Below are 25,988 nucleotides of genomic sequence, written 5' to 3'. Positions count from 1 at the left end.
TTTTATAATTGAATCCAATGTATATATTGTTTCTGTTTAAGACGTTTCATTTATTGCTAGTACGCAATTATTGGAACTAATTTGTAGGGTTTTTTCTGAATTGAGAAGGGGTAAGCCCTGTAAATTTTTTAAAAGCATTATTGAAGGTGGTCTTTGAATTAAAACCAGCTTCAAGACCAATAGCAACTACGGTGTATCTTGAAAATTCAGGATTTCTAAGATGTGTTTTGGCTTCTTCAACACGCAGGGAATTGATATATTCTGAAAAACTAGTGCCAAGTTCATGATTAATAATTCTAGAAAGATAACTTTTACTTAGTTGAAGCTCGTCGGCAAGGGTTTCTAGAGAAAGATTAGAATCGAGGTATCTTTTCTCTTGAATAAGGATTGTTTTTATAGTGACGATATGTTCGTTTTGAGATGTTGACTTCTCTTGTTTTGGTTTTTCTTCAATAGAGTAAGAAGCTGATCGATGTGTAGCTTCCCGTATTTTTTTACGATCCTTAGTAATGCCATATTTATAAATCCCAAAATGCCCTAAATAATAGATGGCAAACGATAGTCCTAACCAGAGAAATCGGAAGTAAAATTGCAATTTTGGATCAGAAAAAAAGGTAATCAATGCAAAGGCCCAAAAACAAGTAAGAACAAACAGTATAAGTAAAGTGTTTTGAAGCCATGTTAATTCGGTATCACTTGGTGTAATTTTTAATCGTCTTTTTTGCGAGGTATTCTTTTTAAAACGCACTACAGTTATAAAAGAGATTAAAAGTAAAACAAGCGTATAGAGCAGAGAGAAACTACTTTGAATCCCATTTAGAAAACGATACGTGCTATAACGTTCTTTTGTAATTCCTTGGATAGCTTCAATTTTAAAAGGGATTGCTATAAAAAAAAGAAAAACAAAGAATGGGACAAAGAGCAACCGTAGCTTTTTTTTGATTTTTTTTGAAGGATTTAAAAAAACTAAGACATAAAAATAAACAAACACAGGAATTAGAGAACCTACAGGAATATAGAAGGTTTCATACATTCTCCTCCCACTTATCATTCCTGTATCTGGGAGAAGGAATTGGAGGTTATTATATGAAAAAGCAAAAATCAGAGCAGCGAGATAAAAGGTGTTTGTGCCTTTATACTTTTTTGAAAAAAGATATGCTATTGCAAAAACAAACCCCTGTATTGTTCCTGCAATAATAATTCCCGTAATGAGCTTAGAGATCAAAAATAGTTGCGTTTAGTTAGTAAATTTACTAAAAATTTATATCCGATTATAGATTGTGATTTTTGTTGAGTTCGCTTTCGCGAAAGCGTATATAAACCCTATCCTTTCAAGACTATTTTCTATCTATAACCTACAATGATAGATACTCATGAAATTAGTTATTAAGAATACAACGTTTTCGTAGCAAAAAGGATTTACCTAAATTGTAAGTCAGTACTTAGACCCTTACTTTTACATTATACCCATTATGAAACGAAAACTCACCCTTAAGTTAATTGCAAAAGAATTAGATGTATCTATCTCTACTGTATCAAAAGCATTACGCGATAGTGCAGAAATAAGTGAAGATACACGTCAAAAGATCAAGGCCTTTGCAAAGCTTTATAATTACAAGCCTAACAATATTGCATTGAGCCTCAAAAATCGTAAGACACGTACCATTGGAATTATCATTCCGCAAATTGTACATCACTTCTTTACAACAGTGATTCGAGGGATCGAGCAAATGGCAAGAGAACATAATTATAATGTGATTATTACATTGTCCAATAATGATTTTGATAAAGAAGTTCTAAATATGGAACTACTTGCCAATGGAAGTACAGATGGGTTTATTGTATCTCTTGCAAAAGAGACTTTGCATAAAGATGATTTTAGACATCTCACAGAAACGATAGATCAAGGGATGCCTGTAGTGATGTTTGATCGTATTGTAGATGAAATACCGTGTGATAAAGTATTGATAGATGACCGTGAAGGTGCAAAAATGGGAGTAAGACATCTTTTAAAAACAGGATGCCGTAAGATTGCTATTATTACTACAAAAGATTATGTGACTATTGGAAAGTTACGTACCAAAGGGTATATAGAAGCATTAGAGTCATATGGTATTAAAGTAGAGAAAGATCTTATTCTTAAACTAGATACGATTGATCATTGTGATGATGAATGTTCTAAAAAAATCAAAAATTTTCTTAAAGACAAAGGAATAGATGGTGTTTTTACTGTAAACGAACTCTTTGCAGTAACAGCAGCAAAGCATCTTACTGCGCTAGGTAAAAAAATCCCAGAAGATGTCTCTTTAGTGAGCTTTAGTGATGGCGAACTGTCAAAACATTTTATCCCGAGTCTAACGACGGTAAGTCAACATGGAGAAGAAATGGGGCGCAAAGCAGCAGAGTTACTAATTAATAAATTAGAGCGAGAACGCCCTAATGATGAAGAGGAAGTAGAAGAATATACTACGGCATATATAGAGACTAGTCTTATAGAACGAGAGAGTACAAGAAAAGTATAAGCATAAATATTGATGATATAATAATATTAAAAAAGACGAGTAGAGATATCTACTCGTCTTTTTTGTTCAAAATAATAAAGAAAGTTTCGTCACTCTCAGTAATGCCAGTAAACTCACCCTTATCTATTTCCTAAAATCTAGAACAATACCAATCTTTCCTCTCAAAATCATGTATACATCAAGTAAATTCAAATAACTCATAACTATTTGATAAACAGAATATTATAACACTGTTTTCTTGAAAACAGATATCTGCATTCCTGAAATCATTTGAACACCCCTTAAAAGACACCTTAATTCTTACGGATGACAAGTAGTTTAGCACTGTCATTAATCGTAAAAATTATAACTATTAAAACAATTAGTAAAACAACTAAGAGGAATCTATAAAAAAAGAAATCAACCTTATAATATTGAAAATCAATATTTTATTAACTATTAAAATTTTTATTATGAAAAATGTAAAACTATTATTTATCCTATTAGCTATTGTTATGACTTCATGTAGTACAGATTCTGAAGACATAATAACACAAGCAGATTTGACGCTCGATACTGCGACAAGAACAGCTATTTTATCTGAATTAGAGACAACTTTAACTGAGCAAAAGAGAGTACTTATTAAGTATGAAGATTCTAAAGTTATAGAAATAGATGGTGAGATGTTTTTGAGAGCTTGGAGTGGAGATTTTGTAACAACTACTTTATTAGGAAAAGGTAAAGATGGAAAATTACAAACAAGAGGGGTTTCTTGTACAACAACAGCTTGCTCTGGTATACCAAATGCGTGTGAGCCCAATGAACGAGGTTACTGTTCGCCTTGTACTGGAGGTGATTGTACTAAAACAACTACAGAAGATGATGGTCTTGCTGAAATTGGAGAATAGGAAGAATTACCTATTCTTTTAACAAAAAAAAACGAGTGGATTTATCCATTCGTTTTTTTTTGTTAAAAGAATAAAATAAATGTATTAAAATCGCAAAAAGAATACTGTTTATTATGATGTATTTAAAAGAGAAAATGGAAATAATAAGTAGATTTGTGAATAGATAAAAACCAATATGAAGAAAGCATTTATATTTGACTTAGATGGTGTTATTGTAGACACGGCAAAGTTTCATTATCTCGCTTGGCGTAACCTTGCCAAAGGCATTAATTTTGATTTTACTGAGGAACAAAACGAGCAATTCAAAGGGGTAAGTCGTGTGCGATCCTTGGAGCTATTACTTGATATGGCAAATTATACAGCTACACAAGAGGAGAAAGATATCTGGTTGGTACAGAAAAATGAAGAATATTTAAGCTATATCAAAAAGATGGATCAAAGTGAGATCTTGCCAGATGTACCACGAGTATTAAAGCATCTACTTTCAAAAAAGCAAGGCGTTGCCTTAGGTAGTGCGAGTAAAAATGCACGTCCTATTCTAGAACGTGTAGCACTACTAGATAAATTTCAAGCTATTGTAGATGGGAATGATGTAACGATTGCAAAGCCAAATCCTGAGGTATTTATAAAAGGTGCGCAAGCATTACAAACTCAAAATGTAGATTGTATTGTTTTTGAAGATTCTATTGCTGGTGTTCAAGCTGCAAATACTGCAGGGATGATAAGTATAGGTATTGGAAATGCAGAAGTACTCCATGAAGCAGATCATGTGTTTGCCAACTTTACCCAAATATCAAATGAGTTTCTAGATCATCTAATCGAGAGATAATACGATCAGAGTCTACCTTAAAATCAATACATAACAAACTAAATCACGCTACAAAATGCATCTAGAATATATTACTCCTAATGCTTGGTCTATTATAGAAGAAGAGTGGAATCCAGAGTATGTAAAATCGTCTGAGAGTCTAATGAGCCTAGGCAATGGTGCTATGGGGCAACGTGCCAATTTTGAAGAAAAATATAGCGGAGCTACATTTCAAGGGAGTTATATAGGAGGGGTATATTATCCAGATAAAACCCGTGTAGGTTGGTGGAAAAATGGCTATCCAGAATATTTTGCAAAAGTGCTCAATGCTCCTAGTTGGATTGGGATTAATATAAAAATAAATGGGGAATCGTTAGATTTACACACCTGTGCTTCTGTGCATAATTTTAAGAGGGAACTCAACATGAAAGAAGGTGTACTCTATCGTAGTTTTGAAGCAACTCTTCATAACGGGATTACGGTAGGAGTAAAGGTGATTCGATTCTTGAGTTTAGCCCTAGATGAAGTAGGAGCGATAAATTACGAAGTAACTCCAATAAATAAAAATGCTACGATAAGTTATGAGCCTTATCTGGATAGTGGAGTAACCAATGAAGATTCCAATTGGGATGATCAATTCTGGAATACATTATCAGTCACAAATCGAGGAGATAGTGCTTTTATTGTTGCACATACGATGAAGACGGAGTTTTACGTATGTACGATGATGCGTAGTGAGATTTATGTTGGAGGGAAACAGGTTACGCTTTCGCGAAAGCGTACCGAAAAATCATCCTACCAAGGAACTGTAGGTAATAAACAAGAAACAATCACCTACCTAGGACATCATTATGAAACCGAAGTTAAACAAGGAGAAACGTGTGCCATTCATAAATTTGGAGGATATGTAAGTGATCTCAATCACAAGAAAGAAAACCTAGAAGACGTTGCAAATGTAATACTAGATAAAGCAACAAGCGTAGGTTTTGAAACCATGCTTGCGCAACAAAAAGAAGATTGGGCAATCATATGGGGAATGTCGGACATTACAATAGATGGTGATGTAAAAGCACAACAAGGAATACGCTTTAATATTTTTCAGCTCAACCAGACGTATTCTGGGAAAGATGCACGCCTCAATATAGGGCCTAAAGGGTTTACAGGAGAGAAATATGGAGGCTCTACCTATTGGGATACAGAAGCGTATTGTATTCCGTTTTATATGGCGACCAAAGATCAACAAGTAGCTCGTAATCTTTTAAAATATCGATACGAACAACTAGATAAAGCTATAGAAAATGCTGCAAAACTAGGCTTTACTAATGGGGCAGCTTTGTATCCTATGGTGACCATGAATGGAGAAGAGTGTCATAATGAGTGGGAAATTACCTTTGAAGAGATACACCGTAATGGGGCAATGATCTATGCGATTCATAATTATGAACGTTTTACAGGAGATACATCTTATATTCCAGAAATGGGACTTGAAGTGATTATTGGTGTTGCTCGGTTTTGGCAACAACGATGTACTTGGTCTACTGCAAAGGAAAAATATGTGATGCTTGGAGTGACAGGACCTAACGAGTATGAGAATAATGTAAATAACAATTGGTATACAAACTATCTGGCAAAGTGGTGTCTGGAGTACGCTTTCGCGAAAGCGAACGAAGTAAAACAACAGTTTACTACAGATTACGATAGGATTATAACTAAAACAAACCTTTCTGATATCGAAATTTCAGGTTGGAAAGAAATGGCAGATCAGATGTATTTTCCATATTCAGAAAAGCATGATGTGTTCCTACAACAAGATGGTTTCTTGGATAAAGAATTGATTTCTGTAGCAGACTTGCCTGCATCAGAACGCCCGATCAATCAGAGATGGTCTTGGGACCGTATTTTGAGATCACCGTATATTAAGCAAGCAGATACCTTGCAAGGATTCTACTTTTTTGAAGAGCATTTTACACAAGAGCAGTTAGAAAAACATTTTGATTTTTACGAACCATTTACGGTACATGAGAGTTCGTTATCTCCTTGTGTTCATGCCATACAAGCGGCAAAGTTAGGACGTATGGAGCAAGCATATACCTTTTATTTACGTACCTCGCGACTCGATCTAGATGATTATAATAAGGAAGTAGAAGAAGGGCTCCATATTACGAGTATGGCTGGTACGTGGATGAGTGTGGTAGAAGGTTTTGGAGGGATGCGTGTACGTGATGGAAAATTGATTTTTGAACCGCAAATCCCAGATGCTTGGGATCGCTATTCTTTTAAAATCAACTTTAGAGGGCAAATTCTAACAATAGAAGTGACTAAGGATAATACTCGCTTTACAATAGATAAAGGAAACGATCTTGAGATTTTGGTAAGAGGAAAAGCTGTTGTTGTACCTATGGGGAAAACCGTTACGATATAATTTCTATTGTTAAGTAAACTATATGGATTGTTTCTCCTAAGAAACCTTCACCCCATATTTAGTAAGTAATCCTTGTACATCTTCTTTAGAAAATAATGCTCCTTTTACTCGATTAAGATCAAGATCTATGACATACTGAATGGCTGTTCTGAAGTCTGTTTTTTGAAGATTTGTTGAGTCGAAAGTAGTTCCTTTAAGATCACAATTTGTAAATACGGCTTCAGATAAATTACTTTCGGTAAAGTCAGCTTCTTTGAGGGAGCAATCTTTAAAATGTGTTTTTGAGAGATTGAGTTGATAACAGTTTGCTAGATCCAAAACACAGTCGTCAAAACTTAATGAGAGCATAAAATCATGACAGACACTAAGATCGGCTCCTACCATTTTGCACCCTTTAAAACGGACATCGTTTAGTGTAGTGCCTCCAAATTTTGCATTGGTAAAGTTACAGTCTATAAATTCACACTCAAGAAAAGAAGCATTTGAGATATGAAGTTTTGGAAATAGGCAATCTGTAAATGTACAATTGTCATATTCTCCCACTGGAAATCCTTTGACAGTATAATCAATTCCTTTATAATCTTCGTCTAAGAATAGTTTGGACATGAGTCTATATTCTTTTTATTACTCCTTCAAAGGCATAAAAATCTCTGCTTTCCATTGTAATTCATCACCGCCCATATTTGGGTTGTTATAAAATACTTCGATAGGGGTGAGGTCAACCTCAATATTGTTTCTCTCAGCATATTCTTTTAAGGCATACCAAGCGCGATCTGAGGTAATATAATTACCATTATAGATGGCTTTGATGGCATCCTTCTCATAATAGCGTTTGTATTTTATTTCTGGATGATTTGGTAGACTATCAGATTGCTTAATAGGAAAACAAAAATTGTATTGAATACTATCATTTTTGATATTCCAATGTGTGATTTCAACAAAAGGAGTTCCGTTGAGCTCTACTTTTCCTTTTAGCATGATTTGCGTGAGTAAAGAGTAGTTGTACATCATTCCCTTTGCTTTCTCTACTTGGAGTCCTTTAAGAGGTGTATACGCAACATACGTAGCTCTTGTCTTACTCTTACCTTCTATAGTTACTTTAAATTTATCAATATGGCTATTGAGTACGTCATAAAATTCTTTAACATTGGCTTCAGATCGTTTTTCGATAGAAGTTCTAGAAAAAGGAATCGCAAGCTTATTTGCAATACTATGATCTGTATCTTTTATATATACTTTTACTCTGGATGTCGAGTCGGTAAGTGCTTGTATTTTCCAGGTATATACATGTGTAGAATCACCAAATGTAAATTGTTGTTTAAGTTCATCAAACTGAGTTTGATCTATAATCTCAGTACCTTCAATAGCGGCATACCATGACTTTATAGATTGATTAACTGTTCCTACAGTTGTTTTTGCGGTAAAACGAACTACATAATCATAAGGCTTTGTAAGATACCAAGCAGCTGTAATGACAACAATAAGCATAATAGCGACAGATACTATTTTTTTCATACAACAGGTGTATTAATTTGATGCTTGAGCATTATTGATTTTCATTTTTAACTTAGCATTAATAAACCGACCTATGTTCTTTCCTTGAACAAGACCATTGTCTACAGCAGCACGATAATGTATGCCGCCATATAACCTACTCACAGCAGCTTCATTTGCAGCAGTTCTAAAAGAAGAGAAACTACGTACAGGAAGTCCATAAGGCAATTCTGTATCATCTACAAAAGAAAACCCATCACCAAAGATACTTGTCAATGCTTCTGCTGCTGCTCCAGAAGCTACAGAATGACCACTTACATATTCAGGAAATGGAGGTGTTTGTAAAACAGGTTGCCAACTATCATCAAAATGCTCATTAATAAGTGTTTCAGGACGTACAAGATTACTTCTGTATTTCTCATCCCAACAACTTATAAAAGCATCTGCAATGGCTAAGGATGTTTTTGTATAGGTATACATGGTTTGCATATTATCATGCCCCGTTTTTCTAGAGGCAATTTTTGCAATTCCAATCCAATGTGCTCCAGGTGTAATTTTCTTAGTTGCAAACATTAAGTGGCCACGAGTTACAGATACATATGGATTGCAATCCCAAAATTGTGCAATAGCAATTTCTTCGGCATCATCTCCTTTTCTTGTAATGCTTTCACTAAGATCATATACTTCTTTAAGCTCTTTATAAAAAACAGAAGATTCATCCATTGAGAAAGCAGGTGGTGGTTCTGGTTTGAATTGAGCTGCAGAGTCTATGACAAAAGGGCGTATTTTATTCCAGTGTGGTTCTATACCATCTCCATATGAAGGGGGTGTAGGTTGCCATCTTGATGGGTCATCTGTAATAACAGAAAACTTAGGCATCGTTCTCGTTTCTTTATATAGATCTTTATCCATCCAAGCAGCTACGTGTTCTGCCACAGCAAGACCATAGGTTTTTGATGTTTCAAATTCTTTTTGATTTTGTGTGCCCCAAACTTGATATAAACTATCTCTATTTGTTGTAATCATTTCTTCAGAAAAAACGAGGCGTCTATTGAGGTCTATATGTGCTACTAATGCAGCAAGATCATAGTTTAGGTTTTCTGTAGTTGTGGGTTTTGGGATCGCTTCAAATCCTGTTAACTGTGTTGCTAGAGAATTATATGTTGGATTAGTATTCGATAGAATTTCATAAGCAGCAACATTAGGATACGCATAAATCCTACTCGCTTGTGGAGGAGAAAAGATATCATGTATCATCACTTGCGTTACATTATCTACAGATCTATGAAAATCTTCTGGGGTGATAATAATAGGTTCTGATAATTTTTCTTCGCAAGAAGCAAAGAAAAGAACGAGGATTACTACTCCAAAAAAACGGGAAATTATGTTATTCATGATGCGTCTTATTTTGTAATTCGTATACGTGTGCTTTATCGTTGTTAAAAGTAACTAGTAAGTACTTCTTAGTATGTAGTGATAATATTGTAAGATGTCTTACTGATTTTTGTGCCAGATCAAGTCCTAAAGCATGTCCTAATGTACTACTTCCATCACTTTTAAGCAATGCTCCAGAAAAAGAATCTAATCTTCCGTGAAAAGGTTTTACTCCAAAGTAATTACCCGCTGCAAGGACTTCTTCTTGTCCATCTCCGTCAAAATCGTGAGAAGTAAATGCCATGATAGGTGATGTTTGTAAGTTTTCGCCGAAAGGCACAAATGTAAAATGCCCTTTTTCATTTTTAAGATACCCAGATTGTAATGTATGAACCGTAAGTGTCGTACTTCCTGAGAGCTCTTTTTTGCCAAAAATCTCTTCAACAGTTTGTCCTCCAAAACTCTTATAAGTAGTGTATTTTTTATGCAGATACGTCATCTGCGCACCAAGCTCATGGAGTCCTAATAAAGGATAGTAGGCGCCATCTTTTTTAGTAGCAACGATGGTTTCTGATTGTCCGTTTTTATCAAAATCATCTAGATACGCATACATAGGTGCTGTAGGAGAAGCAGAGAATTTACTGTTTTCACCCCAGTTTCCTAATATATAATCTATATCCCCATCATTATCCATATCAAAAGGCTCGATAGCTTGCCATAGTCCATGGAGGGAAGGGTCAGTGACTGTGACTTTTTGAAGAGTGCCTTGTGTGTTTTTATAAAACTGAGGCGCCATCCATTCTCCTATGAGAATAAGATCTTTGGAGCCATCTCCATTAAAGTCACTCCAGATAGCATCTGTAATCATTCCTACAGTGTCAAACGAGTGATTAGGGTCTATACTCAATACTCCCTCATCATTGTTTAGAAGTAGCGACTGTGATGGCCTTCCAAAATCATTTGTAATAGTCTGATTCCCTACAAATACATCTAGATCCCCATCATTATCATAATCATGAATAGCAAGTGTAGAAGCGTTTTGGAAACTTTCTGGAAGTATTTGTTTTATAAACGTCGTGTCTTGTGCTGTAAAATAGAGATCTTTAAGCGCCTTTGCATTATCATCAAAATCGGCACCTCCAGTTCCAATCAATAAATCATCACGACCATCTTGATTAAAATCGGTAAGTGTTGCCACTATATCTTCAGTGACCACTTCCTTTGTAATCTCAGAAAAAGAAGTTTCTGTAAATCCAGTACTATCCTGAAGAAAGACTTTGGAAGGAAAAAATTTAGAACTCCCAAAATAGATGTCGTCTTTTTGATCTCCATTAATATCACCTATTGCAATCGCAGGACCGCGATCTGATACTTGATAAGGAATTAATTTCTGACGATTAAAATCAATATAACGATCTTCTTCATGGGTAAAATCAATCCCTAAATTACCTGGAACACGTTTAAAAAGAGGATCAATAGTAGGGATTTCAGCTTTATAATTATACGATGTATTGCCTTTTGGCGAAATGGTAAGTGTTTGATTAACTTGAATGTCTTTTAGTATTTGAGAAGTACGATCTGGCCATATAATTCTCAACGAATCTATCTTTTGTGTCGCTCCATACCCAAAATGGAGTACAGGCTCCGAAGAAGCTTGAAAACCGCGTACAGTATACAATTCTTTGTATTGTAATTTCCCTTGATGATATGAAAGCACTTTTGTGCCTATTCCCAGAGCATTTGTTTTTGTATACTCAAAACGAATCTTTACATAATTTGAAGTAGCATCTGTAGTATTTTGATATACTTGAGGTGTGGTATTAATGTTATTAGTAATTATATCCAGATCCCCATCATTATCTAGATCAGCAATAGCAGTAGCTCCAGAAACAAGCGTGTCTTTTTTTGTCCAAGTACCCGAGAGGTCCTCGAAAGCAAGATGCTCTTTTCCTTTAAAGATGTAATTGTGTGTATTCCCTTTTGGCATTAACTCTAATGCTTTTTGATCAATAAGTTTAGTGTTACTGATCTTATTTTGGATTTGCTCACTAGAGATAAACCGGATGTAATCTAAGTCATTAGGTCGTTTTGGAATGCCATTTGAAATGAAAAGATCCTGTCTACTATCTTGATCAAAATCGGCAAAAAGAGCACTCCAACTCCAATCTGTAGCAGCTACGCCACTCAGTAAAGCAGTCTCTTGATAATCATACCCTTTTTGATTTATATAGAGCATATTACGTGTAAACTGGTAGTGATACCCAAAACGATCAATCCGTAATTTTTGCGTTTGGATATTATCATCACCTTCAGACGATTTAAGTACACGCTCATCTTGTGGTAACATGTCTAGTGACATTAAATCTGGCCATCCATCTCCATTAATATCGGCGACATCATTCCCCATAGAAAAACGAGAAGTGTGTCCAAAATATTCTTTTAAGCTTTCGCGAAAGCTACCATCACCATTATTCAAGTAGTAATAATCATCTTCGTGAAAATCATTCCCCACATAAATATCTGGCCATCCGTCTTTGTTAAAGTCGGCAATGGCAATGCCTAATCCGTAACTGTTGATGCCTCCTAAAATACCAGCCTCTTCACTTACATCTGTAAATTTTCCGTCATCATTACGCATGAGTTTATCTCCAGTCTCATAATTGCGTTTAAATCTAAGAGATGCTTTCCCATAGGAATTCTGAGTATGTACAGCATGATTTAAGATGTATATATCAAGATCACCATCCAAGTCATAATCTAAAAAAGCAGCGTTTGAGCTATAAGAGTCTAGATCAAGTCCATAGACGGCCGCGCTTTCTGTAAACGTAGTATCTCCATTATTAATATAAAGTTCGTTATAGCCATCAAAACCATTAATGCCCACAACAGCACAGACATAAATATCTAGCAGTCCATCCCCATTTACATCACCCATCACAGCACCTGTATTCCATGTACTGTTTCCTCCAATACCAGCAGTATCACTTATATCTTCAAATTTAAGATCTCCTTTGTTAAGATAAAGTTTATTCTTTACTTGATTACCAGAGATGAAAATATCAGGTAAGGTATCTCCATTTACATCACCTACAGCAAGTCCACCACCATTATAAAAATAGAGGTAGTCTATAATATTAAAATCATCACTTTCTGTAAGTGTGTTTTCAAAAGTGAGCCCAGTATCTTGAGAGGAAGGGTTTTTAAATAGTGTGTTTTCTTGTGTACAACTACACAAGAATAAAAGAAAACCTATAAGCGCTATGTTTTTAATTGCTGGCATTATAGACTCTTGGTTTTTGATTATTGATCGCCGCAATTAAAAATGTCGCACCATTTTTATCTTTAAAAGTAGATAGATGTTTAATCTCATCGCGTACTTCAAAACCACTAGTGTTGTAATCTTGCCATTCAAAACCTAAATTACCATCACCTAGTAATACGCTACCGCTATTTGCATCTAGTTGAGAATATTGAGGTTTGAATTCAAAATTATTACCACCCATAATAAGATCTAAATTCCCATCATTGTTTATGTCTGTACAGGCAATCCCACACACACAAGATAATTGCACATGTACAGGAAGTTCTTGAATTTTAAATTGACCATTTCCTTCATTAATAGCAATAACAGATGATGAGGTTTGAACTTCTTTTACAATAGAAACATCCAATACTTCCTTAGAGAAGAGTTCATCGATAGATCGCTTTGCGTAGTCTGATGCTTTTATGTTTTGTTTTTTAAGAGAAACTAATTGCCCTGTTAATTCTTTCTTTTGATGTAAAGGATAATCCTTTCCATTTTTTTGAAAAGTCGTGATTTGCTCTATGGTTCCGTTATTGTCAAAATCATTGATATATAACTTCATTGGAGCTCCATCTTGAGGCTTATAATGAATGTTTGTCCCTTCGTTTCCTAGCACGAGATCAAGATCTCCATCATTATCAAGATCTGATACTTCTACCGTATTCCACCATCCAGGGAGATCGTCTAGCGAACTCTTCATAGCAGAGAGTCTTCTTCCTGAGTTTTTAAATATTTTTGTGGTTCCCCATTCTGAGGTGATGACAAGGTCTTTTTTTCCATCTTTATCCATATCTGCCCACACAGCATCGGTAATCATACCCGCATCTTTTAAAGAATGAGCTACACGATCTGTTGCATTTGTAAATTCTCCATTTCCTTTATTTTCTAAGAAAAGGTGTTCTGGATTGATACCGTACACAGCAATCACACTACGAGAACCTATAAATACATCCATATCACCATCTTCATCAAAATCATACGGAGCTACCACCGACATATTTTGAAAAGCAGATGGGATTGTATGTTGCGCTTTCGCGAAAGCGCCACGACCATCATTTAGATATAATCGAACACTGTAATCATTTTTTGTAGTTACTTCATTACCGCCAGACCCTACCATAAGATCCAAATCTCCATCACCATCTGCATCAAAAAATGCCGCCGCTGAATCTTCAAAATTTGCATCTGCTTCAAAAGCAGAATGATTAGTTCCTTGTGATAAAACACCTTGTCCTTTATGCAGGTAAATTGTTCCTGCTTGGCCTCTAGCACCTCCTATAAAAATATCTTCATTTCCATCTCCATTAATATCTCCTACAGCAAGTGAAGGCCCTTCTTGAGATAGTTTTTTTGCAATCAATCCTTCATAATCAAAATCACTATACTCATTTTCTTTATGTGCGGTAAGACTTTTATTAGAAACCTCTTGAAAGAGTTGCTTTACTTTTTCGGGCTTAGGGATTTTATAGGTTGTTGTTGCATCAGAAATATTTAATTGTAGTGTCTGGTTGACTGTTACGTTTTCAAATGTTTGTGTTTTGTCATTAGGCCAGATCACACGTAATGAATCTATTTTTTGAGAGGTTCCTAGCCCTATGGTCATCCCATGCTCCATGGAAGATTGAAATCCTCTAGATGGAATTAATTCTTGAATCACCGTATGATCTCCATGATATAAACGTACCGTTGTTCCTATTGCAAAAGGATTCTTTGCTTCTCCTTTAAACTTTAATTTGATATAATGATGATCTGCATCTGCTTCTGTGTTGTTCTTATAGATAAATGAGTTCATATTGACATTATTTACCACAAGGTCGAGATCGCCATCATTATCAAGATCACCATATGCAGCACCATTAGACATACTAAGTGTATCAAATCCCCACTCTTTGGCAGCGTTTTTAAACGTAATATCTTTCTGATTGTGATATGCATAATTAGCCAATGGCTTTACTGGCATTTTATTAATGATAGAGTCAATAGCTCTTTTTCGACCCGTAGCTTTACTTTGCATAATTTCATTGGCAAAGAAATCTACAAAGTCTAAATCTGTAAGATCATGATTGATCCCATTAGTTACGTAAATATCACGATACCCATCATTATCCATGTCAAAAACCAATCCTGACCAACTCCAATCTGTTGCTTCTACACCACTGTGATATGCAACTTCTGAGAAAGTACCATTGCCATTGTTTATTTGTAAGGTGTTCTGTATAAACTGCTGATAAAAATCATTACGTTGTTTTCTTTTATACACGTTATAACCATCAAATTCCATCACAGATTTTACACGTTCTTCTCCGTCAGGTAACATATCTGTAATAAAGATATCTTGTAAACCATCATTATTAAGATCGGAAATATCAATTCCCATCGCAGATAAGGATAGGTGAGAGGTCCATTTCTTAATTTCTTCTGTAAAAGTGCCATCTTGATTATTAATGTAGAGATAGTCACGCTCAAAAAAGTCATTTGAGATATAGATGTCTGGATATAGGTCGTGATTAATATCTGTTACCATAACTCCCAATCCAAAACCTATTAATGATCCATAAATCCCAGCTTCATCACTTACATCTGTAAATGTGTCTCCATCATTACGCATTAATAAATCTCCAACACCTCTAAAATTGCTATCTACATTCTCCCAATCTTGAGCACGTTTGTCACGTTGTCCTTTATTGCCCAAACTACTTACTGGGACATTACTGTTGTTAAGGATGTAGACGTCTAGATCTCCATCTTTATCATAATCAAAAAACGAAGCGTGTGTCGAAAACCCTGAGGTAGCAAGATTGTATTGTTTTGCTTTTTCTGTAAAGGTGAGATCTCCATTATTGATATATAAATCATTGTCATGATTATTTGCATCATAATTTCCCGCATTACTTACATAAATATCTAGTAATCCATCGGCATTTATATCTGCCATGGTGACTCCCGTAGACCAAGGTTTGTCACCTTCGACTCCTGCTTTTGCAGAGATATCTTCAAATTTGAAATCTCCTTTATTAAGGTAGAGTTTGTTCTTGCCCATGTTTGCTGTAAGAAAGATATCTGCAAGCCCATCATTATTTATATCGCCTATGGCAACGCCTCCACCATTATAAAAGTTACGATATTTAAAAATGTTAAAGTCTCTTTGGTTTTCGATTTCATTTATAAAATCAATCCCGGTTTCTTCTGCAGAAAGAAGACTGAATAAAGTGTTTTCTGGAGTTGTATGTACTTCTTTTTCTTCTGTAGTTTTAGAAGTACAAGCAGTAATTGATAACCCTATAAGAGCTATTAGAATAGTTTGGTATGTGAATTTAACTTGCATAGTCTGTTAATTCTCTTGTTTAAGAAATAGAGGAGTATCATTATTACGTCCTACAACATAGTAGATACTGTTTGCTATTTTAATTTTTTCGATACTTCGGGAAGCCCCAGAAATGTCGTAATCTTGACTTGATAAGGTAATAAATCCTCCTTGCCTGTTGTTTTTCAAAAATACGCCATGAGAACCATCTAGCCTACCTAATTGGGTGCTTATTTCGTAATTATTCCCTACTAAAAGCGCGTCTAAAAAGCCGTCTTTATCAAAATCTTCAATAAGAATGTCTTGAACGGTTGATGCCTGTGCTAGAAATGGTAAATCGTGAGTTGTAAATGTGTTGTTTCCGTTGTTTTCAAAATACATAGAAGCAAATTGATAGGCTACTTTCTTTTCGGATTCTTGTAGTTTCTTTTTACCGAATAATTCTTGGATATCCGCTTTCGCGAAAGCGTTATAAGACAAAAACTTTTTGTTGAGCACAGGAATCTGTTTTACGAGTTCGTCTTTGGTGGCAATGGTTGTTTCTGTGCCTTGGTAATAATAAGTAACTACGGGGTCAATCTGATTATTTCCATCAAAATCGTTGCGATATAATGTAACAGGATGATCTACAGATGGATGTAGTTTTGTGTTCTTCCCCCAATTTCCTGCAATGATATCTAGATCTCCATCATTATCAAAATCGGCTACTTCGAGCGTATTCCACCAACCATGTGTCTTTTCTAATCCACGCGTGTCTTGAAGTGTGAGTGCTTTGCCATCATTCATAAAAATAGAAATAGGCATCCAGTGTCCTGTTACAACGGCGTCAGGGTATTGATCGTTGTTTACATCTTTCCATACAATATCATATACATTTCCTATGTTTTGAAGTTCGGAAGCATAGGTGATTGTTATGTCCTCAAAGTTGCCTTTTCCATCATTTTTAAATACATATTGAGTTGGTGTTTTTCCAAATTGGTGCGGTACTACATTTGCCGTAATGCAAATGTCTAAGTCCTGATCATTATCAATATCGACGGCAGTTACTTTGGAAGCATTTATAAAAATGTCTTTAAATGAATCTGAAACCCTCTGTAGTGAATCCTGTGTGTTGACATACAATCTCGGTTGAAGTGGCTGCCCTCTTCTAAATTCGTTTCCTCCGCTTACAACCAATAAGTCATTTTTTTGATCGCCATTTGCATCAAAAATTAGTGCGTGAGTATCTTCATTGATTTGTGTTTCTTTGGCATCTGGAAGTTGTTGCTTTGTAAAAGTACCATCTTCATTCTGTAACCATATAAGAGAAGATTGTCCTTTAGCGCCAAGTGTAATCATGTCTTCGAGTGTATCATTATTGATATCTCCTGTGGTAATAGATGTTCCTGTATTTGTGGTTGCATAAGGTACTAACGGATCTCTGCTAAACTCTATAGAAGTTCCGTCCAAATGAGTGAAATCAATAGGGGAAGGAATGTTTTTTATATAGGGTTTTTGTTTTTTTTGTAGTTGCTTATAAAAATGGTTGGATGCATTTTTGTAATTTACTGTCAGTACTTGATCTGCTATTATATTCTGGAGAGTTTGAAACTTTCCATCTGGCCAGATAACACGTAAAGAGTCTATAGTTTTGTTATCTCCTAATCCTACAAAAATAGATGGGGATACTGCAGATAGAAATCCTCTTGTAGTATAGTTTTCAAAGTGTTGTTGTTTATTCTTTGTGTATACTTGAACTTTTGCGCCAATGCCAGAAATATTCTTGTCGCTACCTTTAAAATGAATTTTTAAGAAATGTGTTTTTATTTCAGTTTTTTGAGTTGTGTTTTCTAATATAAAAGCGGGTTGATTTACGTTATTCACAACAAGATCAAGATCTCCATCATTATCTAAGTCACCATAACTAGCACCATTGCTAAAAGAAGGTTGTTGGTTTTGCCAAGACGTACTTACATCTTTAAATTGGGCATTTCCTTTGTTTTTATAAAAATAATTGGTTGTTTTCTTTTCTGGTAATTCATTGATAAACGCAAGTTCTTCTGCTTGCATTCCTTTACCAAGTTTTTTTTGAATACTTTCATTAGAAATAAAGCTTACAAAATCCATGTCATTGGTAGCACCTTGTATTCCATTGGTGATATAGATGTCTTTGTTGCCATCGTTGTCAAAATCTGCTATGAGAGGAGACCAAGACCATTCTGTTGCAGAGATACCGCTTAAAAAGGCTGTTTCTGTATACTTATCATTACCTAAATTAAGATGCAATGTGTTTTGCATGAATTGAGGTTCATATCCATTACGGAGCTGGTTTTGAAAAATAGGGTAGTTGTACTCGGTTCCTGAAGCTTTTAAAGTTTCCAAATCTTCAGGAAGCATGTCTAATGAAATGATATCTGAATATCCATCATTATTAATATCTGAAATAGCATTCCCCATAGAGAAATGAGAACTATGTCCTAACATTGCTTGTGTAGAATTTACCTCGATAAATGTTCCGTTTTTTTGATTGATATAGAGGTAATCATTTTCAAAAAAATCGTTTCCTATGTAGAGATCAGGATATCCATCGTTATTAATATCGGCTGTAGATATGCCAAGTCCATATCCTAACTTACTTTGAAATATCCCTGTTTTATCTGTTACATCTATATATTGTCCGTTTTGATTTTCTAATAATTTATCTCCATATACTGAGTCTTTCTTTTTTCGTAAGGCTCCTTTTCCATAATTGCTGTTAGGGTGTAATGAGTGATTAAGAATAAAAACATCAAGATCTCCATCAAGGTCGTAATCAAAAAAGGAAGCTTGAGAAGTAAGTCCTTGTAATGCTAATCCAAAACTTGTTGCTTGTTCCTTAAATGTAGGAGTCCCTTTAGTATCAACCCCTTGATTTATGTATAGCAAGTTATTGCCAGTGAGGTTAAGATGACCACTTACTTTAGAAATATAGATATCAAGAAAACCATCATTATTAATATCGACAGTAGTTACTCCAGTTGTCCAGCCGTTTTGGTTTATGATGTTTGATTTTTGGGTACTATTTTCAAACTGTAGTTTTCCTTTATTTATATAAAGTTGATCTGCTTGTTGATTTGAGGTAAAATAGATGTCTTCTAGACCGTCATTATTAAAATCGGCAATAGCAGTACCAGCGCCATTATAAAAGTAGAGGTAATTTAAAATATTAAGTTCTGGTGTATTCTGGACATTGTTTGAAAAATTAATTCCAGAATTAGACGCTTCAACAAATTTAGTTTGAAAGTTTTTTTCATCACAGGAGATGAAAGAAAATGATATTATTAATAGTATAAGAAGGGGTCTCAAAATGCGTTTTTAAAATACGATCTTAATATAAAAAAAATGAATAAAAAAGAGGGTTGAAAAACAACCCTCTTTTTAAGCTTAATTCAAACTTCAGGTTAGTAACCTGGGTTTTGTGTCAAATTAGGATTTAATATAACCTGACTAGATGGAATTGGAAATAAGTTTAAGTTTGCATCACCTACAGCACCAGGGCTTTTAAGTTCCCAATCTCTAGTAAACTGTCCAAAACGAATCATATCGTTTCTTCTCCAAATTTCAGCATATAATTCACGTCCTCTTTCCTCTAATAAATCAGACTCACTTACAGTTCCTAATGGGGCTGCTTGTCTAAGGATACGTAATTCATTTACTGCAGCAGTAGCATCACCACCACTACGCATCATTGCTTCTGCTCTCATTAAGTGAGCATCTGAGAATCTAAAAAATATTTCGTGCTCTGTAAATCCTCCATAACGAGGGTTGTACTTAGTTACACGAATACCTGTAGTCTCATCGTTGTTTATTAAGTTAACGTTACCGTCACCATCTGTAAAGTCTCTTTTGAATGTTAAAGGAGCGCCATTACGATCTGTTAATGCGGCTCCGTTAATTTCATATTGTTGACCAACTAAGAATCCAAATCCAACATTAGAACCAGCTTCAAAACCTGGGAAATTACCAGATTCTGTAGTTCCAGCATCACCAGTAAATGGAGTTCCCGTTGTAGGAACAAGTCCACGACGTTCTTCTTGACCACTTCCAGGAACATTAATGTTAGGATCACCTTCAAACATATCATAGTATTCTGATAGTGTAGAGAATCCATTCCATCCACCTCCAGCAATTTCTGGAGCCATGTTGTAATGCATTCCATTCCAGATTCTGTTACCTACACCAGTAGGTAAGAACCAGATAGTTTCTGCATCTAATTCATTTCTAAAGATGTCAAAATATCCATCTACAAGTCCATATCCTTCTCCTTCAATATCATTTACTAATGAGATTACTTGGTTCATGTCTGCACTATCAGGCGATGTACCAAGGTAGATATGTTTGTTTAAAAGAACTTTTGCTAGTAAATAACGAGCAGCAGCTTTAGAACCTCTTGCGTGAGCAGACGTATTATCTCCTACGCCAGTTCCTGGACTAAGTGCAGGTAAATTTGCAATTGCCGTATTAAGATCGGCAACAATTAAATCTACTGCTTCTTGACCTCTTAATACAGCAGGATCTTCTAATAAAGATGCTTCTGGATCACGAAAAGGAACTTGACCATAGTTGTCTAAGATCACAAATGTTCCTAATGCTCTTAGGAAATGTGCATCTCCTAATTGAGCTTGTGATGCATTAGATAGTGGAGAGATCACTTGCGTTGCAGCAAAATGAGTTTGGTTCCACTGGTTCCATACATTAAGAATAAATGCGTGATCATTTTGCCAGTTATGTTGGTGTAACTGTCTCCAGATACCATTATCTCCCCAGTCAGATCCACGTGTTGGAATAAGAGCAGCATCTGTAGTAACTTCACTTAAAGCAAATAAATTTGCTTGATCACCAACTTGTCCATTAAGGTTGTTATAAATTCCTTGAAGAAAAGAGTCTGGATCTGCAACTCCTTCAAAACCTGCAGATGTAATAAGAGAATCTGTCTCTTCTACTTCTAAGTCAGTACATGATGTGATAGCACCGAAGGCTAGCATACCAAGTAATACTTTAAGTTTAAATGTGTGTTTCATAGTTTCTATTTTTTTTTATTAAAATCGTGCATTAACACCTAATGTGAATGTTCTAGCTCTAGGAACAGAAGAATAATCAATACCAGCAGTTGGAATGTTTGATGAATTGATTGATCCTGTATTTGTAGATACTTCAGGGTCTAAACCACTATAATCAGTGATTAAGAATAAATTCTGACCTGTAATAGAAAGACGAACAGAATCAAAGAATCCATCGCCACTTACTGGCCAATTATACCCTAAAGATGCAGATTGTAAACGTACAAAATCTCCAGATTCTAGGAATCTAGTAGAAACCGCTGTTGTAGCAGCTCCATCTTCACCACTAGAGATAGCAGCTTGTGTTACGTTTTTACTAATAGCTAATCCCCCAGCTGTAAAGAATGCATTGTCTGTAGCGTTATATACAGAGAATCCAAACTGACCAGTTAAGTACGTAGCAAGATCAAATCTTTTGTAACGGAAATTTAATGATAAACCAGATGTAATTTCTGGAACAGCATTCTCTCCAACAAATGTCTTATCAGAATCAGGATCACCTACACCATCTCCATTTACATCTCTATATGTAGGGAAACCATCTGAATCAAATCCAGTAAATTCTGCAAGGAAGAATGAGAACAATGGCTCACCAGCTTGAAGACGTTGAGCAAATGCTCCAGTTAATCCGTTACCATTAATAGCTCCTGTATCAATTACTTGATCAGTATCTTCTACTTCGTTTTTATTATATGCAATATTGAAAGCAGCAGAGAATCCCCAATCATCAGTATCTATAAAATCATAGTTCAATGCAAGTTCAACTCCTTGGTTAACAACGATACCATCATCAAGGTTTCTAAAGATAGTAGGGATGTTTGCAGAAGAAGGTGCAGCAAGAGCACTGTTTAATAATAAATCAGAAGTCTCTTTGCGGTATACATTAAAGCTACCGTTAAAACGATCGTTGTTAAATCCAAAATCAATTCCAACGTTAAAGTCTAATGTTTCCTCCCATTTAAGATCTGGGTTTGTATTTCCTGTTACGAATGTTCCAGGACGAGTAACTGTAAGGTCGTTTGTGATGCTACCGCCTCCAAAACGTTCTCTTCTGATAAACTGTGCATGACCTAAACCTTCTTGACTACCTACGATACCAGCTCCTAAACGTAGTTTTAATGTAGATATATTATCACCTACAAAATCTTCTTCGTGTAATTGCCAAGCAAATGCTCCCGAAGGGAAGTATCCATATTGATTATCAGATCCAAACGTTGAAGAACCATCGGCTCTGAATGTTCCTGTAAATAAATATTTGTCTGCAATCGTATAGTTTGCTCTTATGAAGAAAGATTGAAGTTCGTCAGTATTATCAAATGTGTCTCCTACAAAACCGGTGATACTTCTAGTGAAACCTGTTGGTAATACATCCGTATCATTAATAGCAGGGAATAAACGATTTACATAAGATCCATTTGTCCCATAACCAAAGTTTTGGAAAGATCCTTGAATGGCACCGCTGGCAGCGTTATATGTATCTTCTAATTGCGTTAAGATCGTTTCAAGATCACCAGTGTTAAATCCAGCTCCTTGAGCAAATACACCTTGTCTGTCAAACTCTTGATAAGAGAAACCTCCAACTACGTCTAATCTAGAATTTGAAAATTCTTTATTATAAGATAATGTAGCTTCAAGTAATGAGTTGTCTTGATCAAATGTATTATAGTTTCCTCTACCTATACCAGAAACTCCATTTAGTCCTAATACATTTGCCGAGAATGCAGATGCTGTAGTAGATTCTAATTGATCATATCCTACAGTTACCTTAGCGCTAAACTCATCCGTAATTTTATAATCTGCAGATAAGTTTAATAATAATCTATCTGAGTGTGATTCTCCTCTAAAGTTTGTTAATAAACTAGCAGGGTTTAACACGTTGTTTCCAGGGCTAAAATCAGCATCGATTGGAATTGTTGGGTTTGCAGAGATAGAAGCTCCGATTAAATCACCTGTTGATCCAGCTGTACCAGAAATAGGAGCAGCTCTATCATTTACTCTAGAAATAGATCCTTGGAATGCTAATGTTAATTTGTCATCAAAGAATTTATGTTGTGCATTTAAACGACCAGCAAGACGTTCTTGAGACTGAGTTTCTACGATACCATTAGTATTACTGTAACCAAAAGAAGCTCTTACGTTACCACCAGTATAGCTTTTAGAATAACTTAAATCAGTTTTTCTAGAATATGCAGTACGAGTAAGGAAATCTTGAAAATCAGAATCACCTCCAAAATCTGCAGCTGCAGGATCGTTACCTATATCTGCTACAGCAGTAAGAAATTCTTGTCTATTTAAAAGATCGTATTCATCTGCAACAACACCTGCACTTACAGATGTATTAATTTCCCATCTACCTTCACTAGCTCCTCTTCCTCCTTTAGTTTGTATAATGATTACACCATTTGCACCACGAGAACCGTAGATAGCTGTAGCTGATGCATCTTTAAGGATAGAAATACTCTCAATATCATTTGGATTTAAGAAACTTAATGGGTTTCTAGCATTACCACCTCCAATACCTGGAGTGTTTGGTGTTGGTGCACCAGAAGAAGTTAATGGAACACCATCAACTACAAATAATGGGTTGTTCCCAGAACGTATAGAGTTTGATCCTCTAATACGTACAACAACTCCCCCTCCTGGTTCTCCAGAAGCTTCAGAAATTTGTACCCCAGCTGTTTTACCTTGAATTAATTGTTCAGGAGATTGAATAACTCCTTGGTTAAACTCTTCAGAGGTAACGGCTGCTACAGAACCTGTAGCATCTTTAATAGTCGTCGTTCCATAACCAATAAGAACAACTTCGTCAAGTGCGTTATCTGTAGATAATGTAGCGTTTATAGTACTTCTACCACCTACAGCAATTTCTTGTGAAGAATATCCTACATAACTAAATACGAGGATAGCATCACTTGCCACATTGTTAAGAGTATAGTTACCGTCAAAATCGGTGGTAGCACCATTTTGGGTACCTTTTACAATTACGTTTGCACCCGGCAGAGGACCACTTTCCTCTGTCACTGTACCAGAAACTGTCTGGGCAGTAGAAATTCCCGCAAAGAGAACCGCGACAAACAGCAGCATACTTTTAAGTAATACTTTCTTCATAAGATTCTTGTTTAAAATTAGTTTGCTTAGTTTAAAATGTTTTAGTGTTTCATCACTTTATGTGCGTCTAATTTATGTAAAATTTAGGTTAACGTAACAAGAATATAGCGTTAAAGTTACGAAAACGTTTTCGTGTGAATAAACGTTTTTGTATGATTTTTACGCATATTTCATTACCGTTTTTTAACAAGTGTTTACAATAGAATGCACAGAATTATCAAAATCATGGTGATATTTATTTTATGAGTACAAAAATTTTAAAAATCATAATAAGGTAAGCATAATAAAAAGAACCGTATAATGTCTGTCTTTTTATATGATATTCCTATAAGAAGGTTTAATAACATTGTTAATAGTAAAAGAATTGAAAAAGTATATTTGCACAAATTTATTTGTAAAGATTCCTATGACACATAAGAACAGTATAATAATAGGAGGAGGGGCTGCGGGTTTTTTTACTGCAATTAATCTAGCTTCTACTATTTCCAATACATCAATTCTAATTTTAGAACGAGGAAAAGAGGTACTTACAAAGGTGCGTATTTCTGGAGGAGGGCGTTGTAATGTTACTCATGCCGAATTTATACCTCAAGAATTGTCAAAAAACTATCCGCGTGGTGAGAAAGAACTTTTAGGACCCTTTCATACATTTATGACGGGTGATACTATAGATTGGTTTGAGCAACGAGGTGTTGAACTTAAAATAGAAGAAGACGGGCGTATGTTCCCTATCTCAGATTCTTCAAGTACTATTATTGACTGCTTTTTAAAAGAAGCGCATCGATTAGGAGTAGAGATCTATAAAAATCATTCGGTGCAAAAAATACATAAAGAAGATGCATTGTGGATTGTAAAGACAACCCAAGGCGATTTTTCTTGTGATAAACTTATTATAGCTACGGGTAGTAATCCAAAAGTATGGAAATTGCTAGAAGATATAGGACATACCATTACGACTGCTGTTCCTTCTTTATTTACTTTTAATATAAATGATACTCGTATTAAAGACTTAATGGGGTTATCTACCGAAGCTTCTGTAGAGGTTCTAAATTCAAAATTGAGGTCGGAAGGGCCTTTGTTGATAACACATTGGGGAGTGAGTGGTCCAGGAATATTGAAGCTCTCTGCTTGGGGAGCTAGAGAGCTTGCAGAAAAGAAATATCATTTTGGTATTAAGATCAATTGGTTATTGTATCAGACAGCAGATGATGCGATGGATCAATTATTAGACTATAAACACAAACACGCAAAACAATCGCCACATACGTATGCGCAATTTGAATTACCAAAAAGGCTATGGCAAAATTTGTTACTAGCTTCTGGAATTAAAGAAGGAGAGAAGTGGGCAGATTTAAATAAACAGCAATTACACCAATTAAGTAATGAGCTTACACAAGGAATTTATAAAGTACACGGAAAGAGTACTTTTAAAGAAGAATTTGTGACAGCAGGAGGAGTACATTTAAAAGAGGTGAATTTTAAAACGTTTGAAAGTAAAATATGTTCTAATCTTTATTTTGCAGGAGAAGTCCTTAATATAGATGCTATTACTGGAGGGTTTAATTTTCAGAATGCATGGACAGGTGGTTATATTGTTGCACGGGCAATTGCAAATTGAAAAGGGGTATTATACGCTTTCGCGAAAGCGAAAAAAATCATTTAGATCTAACGATGAAGTTTTAGAATA

The 25,988-nt window shown here is 35.3% G+C and carries 14 protein-coding genes; 5 read left to right on the top strand and 9 right to left on the bottom strand.

From position 1 onward, the window contains the following. Positions 1–76 precede the first annotated feature (76 nt). A complete protein-coding gene (locus tag ABJD27_RS13100; RefSeq protein ID WP_348165491.1) occupies positions 77–1,225 on the bottom strand; it encodes a helix-turn-helix domain-containing protein in 1,149 nt (382 codons plus the stop codon). 247 nt (positions 1,226–1,472) lie between these two features. Here ABJD27_RS13100 and ABJD27_RS13095 point away from each other — a divergent pair, with 247 nt between their 5' ends. The 4 genes from ABJD27_RS13095 (at position 1,473) to ABJD27_RS13080 (ending at position 6,639) form a co-directional block, all read left to right on the top strand. Continuing rightward, positions 1,473–2,522 carry a LacI family DNA-binding transcriptional regulator gene (locus ABJD27_RS13095; RefSeq protein ID WP_348165488.1) on the top strand — a complete coding sequence of 350 codons (1,050 nt, stop codon included), beginning with the start codon at positions 1,473–1,475 and terminating at the stop codon, positions 2,520–2,522. A gap of 452 nt (positions 2,523–2,974) precedes the next feature. After that, positions 2,975–3,409: a hypothetical protein gene (locus tag ABJD27_RS13090; protein ID WP_348165485.1), complete on the top strand. Its 435-nt coding sequence runs from the start codon at positions 2,975–2,977 to the stop codon at positions 3,407–3,409. 175 nt (positions 3,410–3,584) lie between these two features. Then, positions 3,585–4,238, top strand: a complete 654-nt coding sequence (gene pgmB / locus ABJD27_RS13085; protein ID WP_348165482.1) for a beta-phosphoglucomutase — start codon at positions 3,585–3,587, stop codon at positions 4,236–4,238. A gap of 55 nt (positions 4,239–4,293) precedes the next feature. Beyond that, positions 4,294–6,639 carry a glycoside hydrolase family 65 protein gene (locus tag ABJD27_RS13080; protein ID WP_348165479.1) on the top strand — a complete coding sequence of 782 codons (2,346 nt, stop codon included), beginning with the start codon at positions 4,294–4,296 and terminating at the stop codon, positions 6,637–6,639. A gap of 36 nt (positions 6,640–6,675) precedes the next feature. Here ABJD27_RS13080 and ABJD27_RS13075 read toward each other — a convergent pair whose 3' ends face one another. From ABJD27_RS13075 to ABJD27_RS13040, 8 genes are all read right to left on the bottom strand, one after another. Beyond that, positions 6,676–7,245 carry a pentapeptide repeat-containing protein gene (locus ABJD27_RS13075; protein WP_348165476.1) on the bottom strand — a complete coding sequence of 190 codons (570 nt, stop codon included), beginning with the start codon at positions 7,243–7,245 and terminating at the stop codon, positions 6,676–6,678. An 18-nt stretch (positions 7,246–7,263) separates the two neighbouring features. After that, positions 7,264–8,154, bottom strand: a complete 891-nt coding sequence (locus ABJD27_RS13070) for an AraC family transcriptional regulator (RefSeq protein WP_348165473.1) — start codon at positions 8,152–8,154, stop codon at positions 7,264–7,266. 12 nt (positions 8,155–8,166) lie between these two features. After that, complete coding sequence (locus tag ABJD27_RS13065; protein ID WP_348165470.1) at positions 8,167–9,528, bottom strand: vanadium-dependent haloperoxidase; 1,362 nt, start codon at positions 9,526–9,528, stop codon at positions 8,167–8,169. Next, a complete protein-coding gene (locus ABJD27_RS13060) occupies positions 9,521–12,787 on the bottom strand; it encodes a VCBS repeat-containing protein (protein ID WP_348165467.1) in 3,267 nt (1,088 codons plus the stop codon). The genes ABJD27_RS13065 and ABJD27_RS13060 overlap by 8 nt, the downstream gene beginning before the upstream one ends. Beyond that, on the bottom strand, positions 12,774–16,136 hold the full coding sequence (locus ABJD27_RS13055; protein ID WP_348165464.1) for an FG-GAP-like repeat-containing protein: 3,363 nt from the start codon (positions 16,134–16,136) through the stop codon (positions 12,774–12,776). The genes ABJD27_RS13060 and ABJD27_RS13055 overlap by 14 nt, the downstream gene beginning before the upstream one ends. 6 nt (positions 16,137–16,142) lie before the next feature. Next, on the bottom strand, positions 16,143–19,439 hold the full coding sequence (locus ABJD27_RS13050; RefSeq protein ID WP_348165461.1) for a VCBS repeat-containing protein: 3,297 nt from the start codon (positions 19,437–19,439) through the stop codon (positions 16,143–16,145). A 95-nt stretch (positions 19,440–19,534) separates the two neighbouring features. Next, positions 19,535–21,154 (bottom strand): RagB/SusD family nutrient uptake outer membrane protein, encoded by a 1,620-nt coding sequence (locus ABJD27_RS13045; RefSeq protein WP_348165458.1) that lies wholly within the window; start codon positions 21,152–21,154, stop codon positions 19,535–19,537. A gap of 18 nt (positions 21,155–21,172) precedes the next feature. Then, entirely contained in the window at positions 21,173–24,301 is a 3,129-nt protein-coding gene (locus ABJD27_RS13040) for a SusC/RagA family TonB-linked outer membrane protein (protein ID WP_348165455.1), read from the bottom strand. 406 nt (positions 24,302–24,707) lie between these two features. On the opposite strand from ABJD27_RS13040, the gene ABJD27_RS13035 reads away from it, so the two are divergent. Continuing rightward, on the top strand, positions 24,708–25,919 hold the full coding sequence (locus ABJD27_RS13035) for an NAD(P)/FAD-dependent oxidoreductase (protein WP_348165452.1): 1,212 nt from the start codon (positions 24,708–24,710) through the stop codon (positions 25,917–25,919). The last annotated feature ends 69 nt before the right edge of the window (positions 25,920–25,988 follow it).

It is taken from the genome of Dokdonia sp. (assembly GCF_039945015.1).
In the GTDB taxonomy this organism is placed as follows: domain Bacteria; phylum Bacteroidota; class Bacteroidia; order Flavobacteriales; family Flavobacteriaceae; genus Dokdonia.
Note: the sequence above shows the minus strand (reverse complement) of the source record. Positions and strands in the feature narration are given on the sequence as shown.